Here is a 7,514-nt window from a genome sequence, read left to right on the forward strand (position 1 = left end):
ACTTTTGTAGTGTAATAAAAATAACACGCATACATATTTATATGTCTACAAAATACAACTTCGACAAAATCATCGACCGCCACGGCACGGGTGCTTTGGCTGTTGACGTACTCAACGAACGCTACGGCCGACCTGACCTTACGCCGATGTGGGTGGCAGACATGAACTTCGAGACTCCTGAGTTTATCACCGACGCACTGCGCCGCCGTCTCGACCACTCGCTCTACGGATACACCGATATGCCTGCCGACTTCTGGCCTACGGTGACAAAATGGATTGCCGACCATCATCAGTGGAATGTCGACAGCGGATGGATGCGATTCATTCCGGGCATCGTCAAGGGCATAGGCTTCGTTGTCAACGTGTTCTGCAAGCCCGACGAGAAGGTAATCATCCAGCCGCCGGTATACCATCCGTTCCGCCTCACTCCGCTGGGCAACAAGCGCCAGGTGGTGATGAATCCGCTCATCATGAATGAGGACGGATCGTACTCGATGGACTTCGAGGGTCTTGCCAAGGTGGCTGACGAGAAGTGCCGCGTGCTGATACTCGCCAATCCTCACAATCCGGCTGGCATCGTGTGGGATGTGGACACCCTCAGCCGCCTTGCCGACTTCTGCTGGGAGCGCGGCATCATTGTCATCTCGGACGAGATACATTGCGACATGGCTCACAAGGGATTCAAGCACCATCCGTTTGCGTCGGTTTCGGAGCGTGCAGCCCAGTGCAGCATCACATTCGGAGCACCGTCGAAGACATTCAACATTGCCGGTATAGTCAGCTCTTACTGTGTTGTGCCCAACGAGGAGTTGCGCCGCCCGTTCTTCGAGTGGCTCGACGCCAACGAACTCAGCGAGCCTACCATCTTCTCGCCCATTGCCACTATTGCAGCATTCCAGAATGGTGAGGAGTGGCGCCAGCAGATGCTGGAGTATGTTGAGGCCAACATCGACTTCGTGGACAACTTCCTCAAGACACGCATTCCGCAGATAAAGGCGCTGCGTCCGCAAGCCTCGTTCCTCATCTGGCTCAACTGTCGCGACCTCAATCTCGACCACGACGCGCTCAACCGTCTCTTTGTTGACGGCGCACGTCTGGCTCTCAACGACGGCGAGATGTTTGGCGAGGAGGGTCGCGGATTCATGCGTATGAACATTGCGTCGCCCCGCGCCGTGCTGCAGGACGCCATGGAGCGTCTGGAGCAGGCTGTGAAGGCATTGTGATATTTACGATAACAAAACAAGGAATGATTATGGAAATCACCGAACTGTATAAGATATTCAGCGAGCACCCCGTCGTAACCACCGACAGCCGCGACTGTCCCGAGGGTTCGTTGTTCTTTGCGCTGAAGGGCGCATCGTTCGACGGCAACAAGTTTGCCGCCATGGCACTCGACAAGGGTTGTGCCTATGCCGTAGTTGACGAGGCGGAGTATGCCCCCGAGGGCGACTCGCGCTACATTCTGTGCGACGACTGCCTGACTACGCTCAAGCAGCTTGCTCTATACCATCGCCGCACGCTCGCCACGCCGATTATCGGCATCACGGGCACCAACGGCAAGACCACTACCAAGGAGCTCACCGCTGCCGTGCTTCAGCAGAAATACAATGTGCTGTACACTCAGGGCAACTTCAACAACGACATAGGTGTGCCCAAGACGCTGCTTCGCCTTCGTCCGGAGCATGAGATTGCCGTTGTGGAGATGGGTGCGTCGCATCCTGGCGACATCAAGGCTCTCGTCGACGTGGTAGAGCCCGACTATGCCATCATCACCAATGTGGGTCGTGCACATCTGCAGGGCTTCGGCTCGTTTGAGGGTGTGATACATACTAAGGGCGAGTTGTACGATTTCATGCGTGCTAACCACGGAATCGACAATACTGACAATGGAAAAATGCTGTGTGGCAGCAAGGCTCCGCAGAGCTGCGTGTTCATCGACAGCGAGAATCCTTATCTCAACGGCATAGCTGAGGGACTGAACCTCGTGCGCTACGGATGCAAGGACGACGACCAACTGTGGGTGAGCGGACACGTAGACAGCTGCTCGCCGATGCTCAACTTCACTTGGCGACACAACGACGGCACTGCCGTTGGTGCTCCGCACGCTACGCCGACCCATCTGATTGGCGAGTACAACATAACCAACATGCTTGCTGCCGTGAGCATAGGCTTGTACTTCGGTGTGCCTGCCGACAGCATCGTTCAGGCGCTGAGCAGCTATGTGCCGTCAAACAATCGCTCGCAGTTTGAGCAGACTGCCGACAACCGACTCATCGTAGATGCCTACAACGCCAACCCGACGAGCATGGCTGCCGCCCTGCGCAACTTCGCCGACATCGATGCCAAGGGCAAAATGGTGATTATAGGTGATATGAAGGAATTGGGAGAGGTGAGTCACGACGAGCATCAGCGCATTGTCGACCAGCTCCGAGAGATGACGCTCGACCAGGTATGGCTCGTAGGTTCGGAGTTTGAGGGATGCGACACACCGTCCGGCTTCCGCCTTTTCGACAATGTGGAAAAGGTGAAGGAGGCAATAGCTGCCGACAAACCGCACGACAAGTACATCCTCATAAAGGGCAGCAACGGCACCAAACTGTTCCAGTTGCCAGAGCTGCTGTAGATGCGTAAAGACCTTCTTTGTTTTCCAAAAGGACTACTTTTGAAAAACAAAGAAGGTCTTATTGCGAGGGTGTATCAAAATAGGAGTTAACGGAAGTTTGGGCTTCGCCCGAAGTTAACGGAAGTTCTTGCTAAGGCAAGCGGCAAAGCCGAGCGAGCGGACATATGTATAAATTGCTGAAAATAAAGCATTTGTCCGTTAACTTCCATCCATCGTAGATGGATTAACTTCTTCTTAACTTCCTCTAACTACTATTTTGACACACTCTCGATAGGATTTTTAGAATTCGTCAACCTTCTGCGCCTTGCGATAAGCGTCGAGTTCCTTCTGCAGCTGCTTGGTTATCTTCTCATAACCGGGCTTGCCATAGAGGTTGTTGAGCTCGTGCGGGTCGTTCTGCAGGTCGTACAGCTCGTTGTAGTTCACCTCGTTGTCCTTCGGTTCGAAGTAGCCAATGCTGATGAGCGACTTGAGTGTAGCGTTCTCTGCGGTACCCTCCATACCCTGATACTTGTTCTCAGGCACTGCGTCGAGTCCTCCCTTGCCATAGAAGTGGATGAGCTTGTAGCGGTCGGTGCGTACACCGTCGTGCTTGCGCACCATGTGGTAGGTAGGATAGTCGTAATAGTGGTAGTAGATGCTTGAGCGCCATTGCTTCTGGGCATCGCCGTTGTCGAAGATGGGGAGAAGCGAACGGCCTACCATTTCCTGCGGCTTCTTCACGCCGGCGAGTTCGAGGAACGTCGGAGCATAGTCGATGTTCTGCACCAACTTGTGGCAGACGCTGCCCGGCTTGGTATGTCCAGGATAGCTGATGATGAGCGGTGTGCGCAGCGACTCCTCGTACATGAATCGCTTGTCAAACCATCCGTGCTCGCCCATGTAGAATCCCTGGTCGGAGGTGTAGACGATGATGGTGTTGTCGGTGAGTCCGTTCTTGTCAAGATAGTCGAGCACACGGCCCACGCTCTCGTCAACACTTGCAATTACCGACATGTAGTCGCGAATGTAAGCCTGATACTTCCAGTTGTCGAGATCCTTGCCCTTGAGGTTGGCTTCGAGCAGTTTGCGGTTGCGTGGGAAGTAGTAGCATCCCCAAGCCGAGCGCTGTGCCGGAGTCATACGGTTGATTTCGCCCATGAGAGCGTTGTAAGAGTCCTTGCTGTCCTCGTTGTTCATGTCGAGCATCTCGGGCACCTTGAAGTCCTGCTCCCAGCGCATGTGCTTCGTGACGCTCATCTTCTGGGTGCGCACAGCCTCGCCGCGTGTGGCGTAGTCGTCGTAGAATGTCTCTGGCATAGGGAACTCCACGTTGTCGTACTTTCCGAGGTTCTTGATGTTGGCCTGCCAGTTGCGGTGCGGAGCCTTGTGGTGCAGCATGAGGCAGAAAGGCTTCGACTTGTCGCGATGGTCCATAAAGTCGATGGCATGGTCGGTAGAGAGGTCGGTGCTGTAGCCTTCCTCAACGATGTATTTGCCGTCGGGGGTGTCGGTGCCACGATACTGCGGGTTCCAGTACTGGCCCTGGTCGTTGTAGATATGGTAATAGTCGAATCCCTTAGGGTCGCATCCCATATGCCACTTGCCGATGATGGCAGTCTGATAGCCGGCATCCTGCAGCAGTTCGGTGAAGAAAGTGCGCGATGTGTCAATGCCCTCGCCCAGCTGGCGCTGTCCGTTCTGATGGCTGTAAAGTCCGGTCATCAAGCATGCACGCGACGGAGTTGACAGCGAGTTCTCAACGAATGCCTTGTCAAAACGCATTCCGCGCTCGGCTATACGGTCGATGTTGGGCGTAGGTGCGAGCTTGCCAATGGCGTGTCCATAGGCCGAGATGCACTGGAAGGCATGGTCGTCGCACATGATGTACACAATGTTGGGGCGTTGTGCTGCAGCCTTCTTCTGTGCCTGCATTGTGGCTGCGAGGCACGAAAGGGCTGCTACTGAAATAATGGATTTGTTCATCAGAATGAATTATTTGTTATTTATAATGTTATATTTTAGTTGAGAATTGAAAGTTGAGAATTGAGAGTTATGATTAGCTTGATAGCTGTTCTTTTGCTACAATCTATCAATTGTACAACATATCATAACTTTCAACTCTCAATTCTCAATTCTCAATTCTTAGAGTTTTCCCTTGCTACGCATGTACGTGCGCTGTCCGTATATGGCTATCACCACGAAGCAGATGAACGGCAGGATGAACGAAACGTTGACGGCTGGCATGCCGAAGAGTTCGCCCTTGTCGATAATCGAAGCCTGGAGCGGGGGCAGCACGCTACCTCCGAGGATTGCCATGATGAGGCCGGCAGCACCAAACTTGGCGTCGTCGCCCAGCCCGGTAAGCGCAATGCCGTAGATGGTGGGGAACATGAGCGACATACAGGCACTCACGCCGACGAGGCAGTAGAGACCGTATATGTTCTGCAGGGTGATGACTCCCACTACCAGTGCGCCACCGGCGACGGCAAGAAGCATAAGCAGCTGTCCGGTGTTGACGTAGCGCAGGAGGAAGGTGCAGATGAATCGTGAGCAGCAGAATATCACCATTGCGATGATGTTGTACTGCTGCGACATAACCTCGGCAGCCTGTTCGCCCATTCCCTCAGCCATGAGTACGCGTGTACCATACTGGATGATGAAGGTCCAGCACATAATCTGCACGCCTACATAGAAGAACTGGGCTATGACGCCCTCGCGATAGTGTGGCATGGTGAAGATACGGCGCAGTGTGGGCAGGAAGTTTATCTGCTTGTTCTTGTCGCCATTCTTAGGCATAGGCCAGAACAGGATGAGGGCGAACATGGCAATGATTACGAGTCCGATGGTGAGGTATGGACCTATGAGCACCGAAAGGTCGTACTCCTTCACTGCCTCAAACTCGTCGGGCGACAGATTGGCGCGCGTTGCGGTGTCGAGCGGATTGAGCTTGGCCTGGATGAAGTTCATAGCTACGTACATGCCCAGCAGCGAACCCATCGGATTGAACGACTGTGCCAGGTTGAGTCGGCGGGTGGCTGTTTCTTCAGTTCCCATCGACAGGATGTAGGGATTGCTCGATGTCTCAAGAAACGAGAGTCCGCACGTGAGTATGAAGTAGGCGGCGAGGAACGGATAGTACTCGCCCGTCATCTTGGCGGGATAGAACAGGAAAGCGCCCAGAGCGTAGAGTCCCAGACCTACGAGCACGCCAGCCTTGTAGCTGAATCGGCGTATGAACATGGCTGCGGGGAACGCCATGGCGAAGTAGCCGCCATAGAATGCCACCTGCACCATTGCGCCGTCGGTGGCCGACATGCGGAATATCTTGGAGAATGCCTTGACCATTGGGTTGGTGATATCATTGGCAAAGCCCCACAGTGCGAAGCACGATGTTATGAGCACAAAGGGCACGACGTAGCTCACGCCGTCCTTTGATAGGATAGATTGTTTCATTAGATAGGTGGTTGTTTTAGTTTATCGTGATGCTTCTCATCTCGTTGATGTCGCTCACTTCGCCCTTGGCGAGTGCCTGGGTGAGTATGTTGCCGATGGCTGTAGCCTCTACAGGTCCTGCCTCTACAGGTATGCCGATAGCCTCTTGTGTGAGTCGGTTGAGAAGCTTGTTTTGCGATCCGCCTCCGATGATGTGCAGAGTCTTGATAGGCGAGGGCAGCATGGCGTTGAGTGCGCGTGTGGCTTCGGCGTATTTGGCTGCGAGTGATTGCAGTACGACGCGTGTGGTGTCGCCCTTCGACTGCGGTACCTCCATGCCGTGGCTTTTGCAATAGTCGCAAATGGCTTGCTGCATGGATTTGGGGTTTTGGAATTCGGGTGCGTCGACGGGTATGATGGACTTGATTGGCGAGCGGTCGGCGGCTGCGAGCAGCGGGTCGTATTTCTGTTCGTCGCCCTCGTCGCGCCATTCTGCCATCAGACGCTGCAAGAACCACAGTCCCGTGATGTTCTGCAGGAATGTAATCTTGCCGCCTATGCCACCCTCATTGGTGAATTGTGCGCTGCGTGCCTCTTCGGTGAGTATCGGCGCGTCAATCTCTACACCGAGCAGCGACCATGTGCCCGAGCTGATAAAGGCAACGGGATGCTCGTCGGCCTTGGCTGGTACGGCTGCAACGGCACTGGCTGTATCGTGCGAACCGACAGCTATAACGTCCACTTCGCCCAGTCCGGTCTCCTCTGCAATGTCGCGGCGCAGACGTCCGCGCACTGTGCCTGGCATCACAATAGGGCAGAAGAGGTGGCGTGGCAGACCCAGACGGTCTATCAGCTGCCAGTCCCATGAGCGTGTCTGGGCGTTGAGCATTTCGGATGTTGAGGCTATGGTGTATTCGGTGTTTGCCTCGCCCGTAAGGAAGAACGAGAAGAGGTCGGGTGTGAAGAGCATGCGGTCGGCTATCTGCAATTGCGGGGAGTCGGCTTTCTTCATGCTGAGCAATTGGAACAGAGTGTTAATCTCCATCACCTGAGTGCCGTTGACGGCATAGTGTTCGGTTGGGTCGGTAGTGCTGAAGAATTCTTCAGCCATGCCCTGGGTGCGCGCGTCGCGATAGCACACAGGATTGCCGATGAGGTTGCCTTGACGGTCGATGAGTCCGAAGTCGACACCCCATGTGTCCACGGCAATGCCAGCCACGTCCAGTCCCAGCTGTGCGGCTTTGCGCAGTCCGGTCTTCATGTCCTCGAAGAGAGCCGGGAAATCCCAGTATACATGTTCGCCCAAGCGCACCTGTCGGTTTTGAAAGCGGTGAACAAGTTGCATGGTGAGCTGCTTGCGTCCGCCCTCATTGGTTATAGTTCCGGCAATGACACGGCCCGAGCCGCCGCCGAAGTCGATAGCTAAATAGGTCATTGTTGTTAGGGTAAGAAGCCCCATTCGGCCCCACCCTCAGCC

General features: G+C 54.5%; 5 protein-coding genes. 2 read left to right on the forward strand and 3 right to left on the reverse strand.

What is annotated here, in order from left to right; translation table 11 throughout:
- Positions 1-41 precede the first annotated feature (41 nt).
- Positions 42-1,223, forward strand: coding sequence for a MalY/PatB family protein (locus tag I6E38_RS02235; protein ID WP_235392458.1), 1,182 nt, complete (start codon positions 42-44; stop codon positions 1,221-1,223).
- A 29-nt stretch (positions 1,224-1,252) separates the two neighbouring features.
- Positions 1,253-2,623 (forward strand): UDP-N-acetylmuramoyl-tripeptide--D-alanyl-D-alanine ligase, encoded by a 1,371-nt coding sequence (locus I6E38_RS02240; protein WP_235392459.1) that lies wholly within the window; start codon positions 1,253-1,255, stop codon positions 2,621-2,623.
- A 279-nt stretch (positions 2,624-2,902) separates the two neighbouring features.
- Here I6E38_RS02240 and I6E38_RS02245 read toward each other — a convergent pair whose 3' ends face one another.
- From I6E38_RS02245 to I6E38_RS02255, 3 genes are all read right to left on the reverse strand, one after another.
- Positions 2,903-4,588: a sulfatase family protein gene (locus tag I6E38_RS02245; protein WP_235392460.1), complete on the reverse strand. Its 1,686-nt coding sequence runs from the start codon at positions 4,586-4,588 to the stop codon at positions 2,903-2,905.
- A 159-nt stretch (positions 4,589-4,747) separates the two neighbouring features.
- Complete coding sequence (fucP, locus tag I6E38_RS02250) at positions 4,748-6,058, reverse strand: L-fucose:H+ symporter permease (RefSeq protein ID WP_235392461.1); 1,311 nt, start codon at positions 6,056-6,058, stop codon at positions 4,748-4,750.
- A 16-nt stretch (positions 6,059-6,074) separates the two neighbouring features.
- Positions 6,075-7,472, reverse strand: coding sequence for a rhamnulokinase (locus I6E38_RS02255; RefSeq protein WP_235392462.1), 1,398 nt, complete (start codon positions 7,470-7,472; stop codon positions 6,075-6,077).
- Positions 7,473-7,514: the final 42 nt, after the last annotated feature.

The organism is Leyella stercorea, assembly GCF_021531355.1.
GTDB lineage: Bacteria > Bacteroidota > Bacteroidia > Bacteroidales > Bacteroidaceae > Prevotella.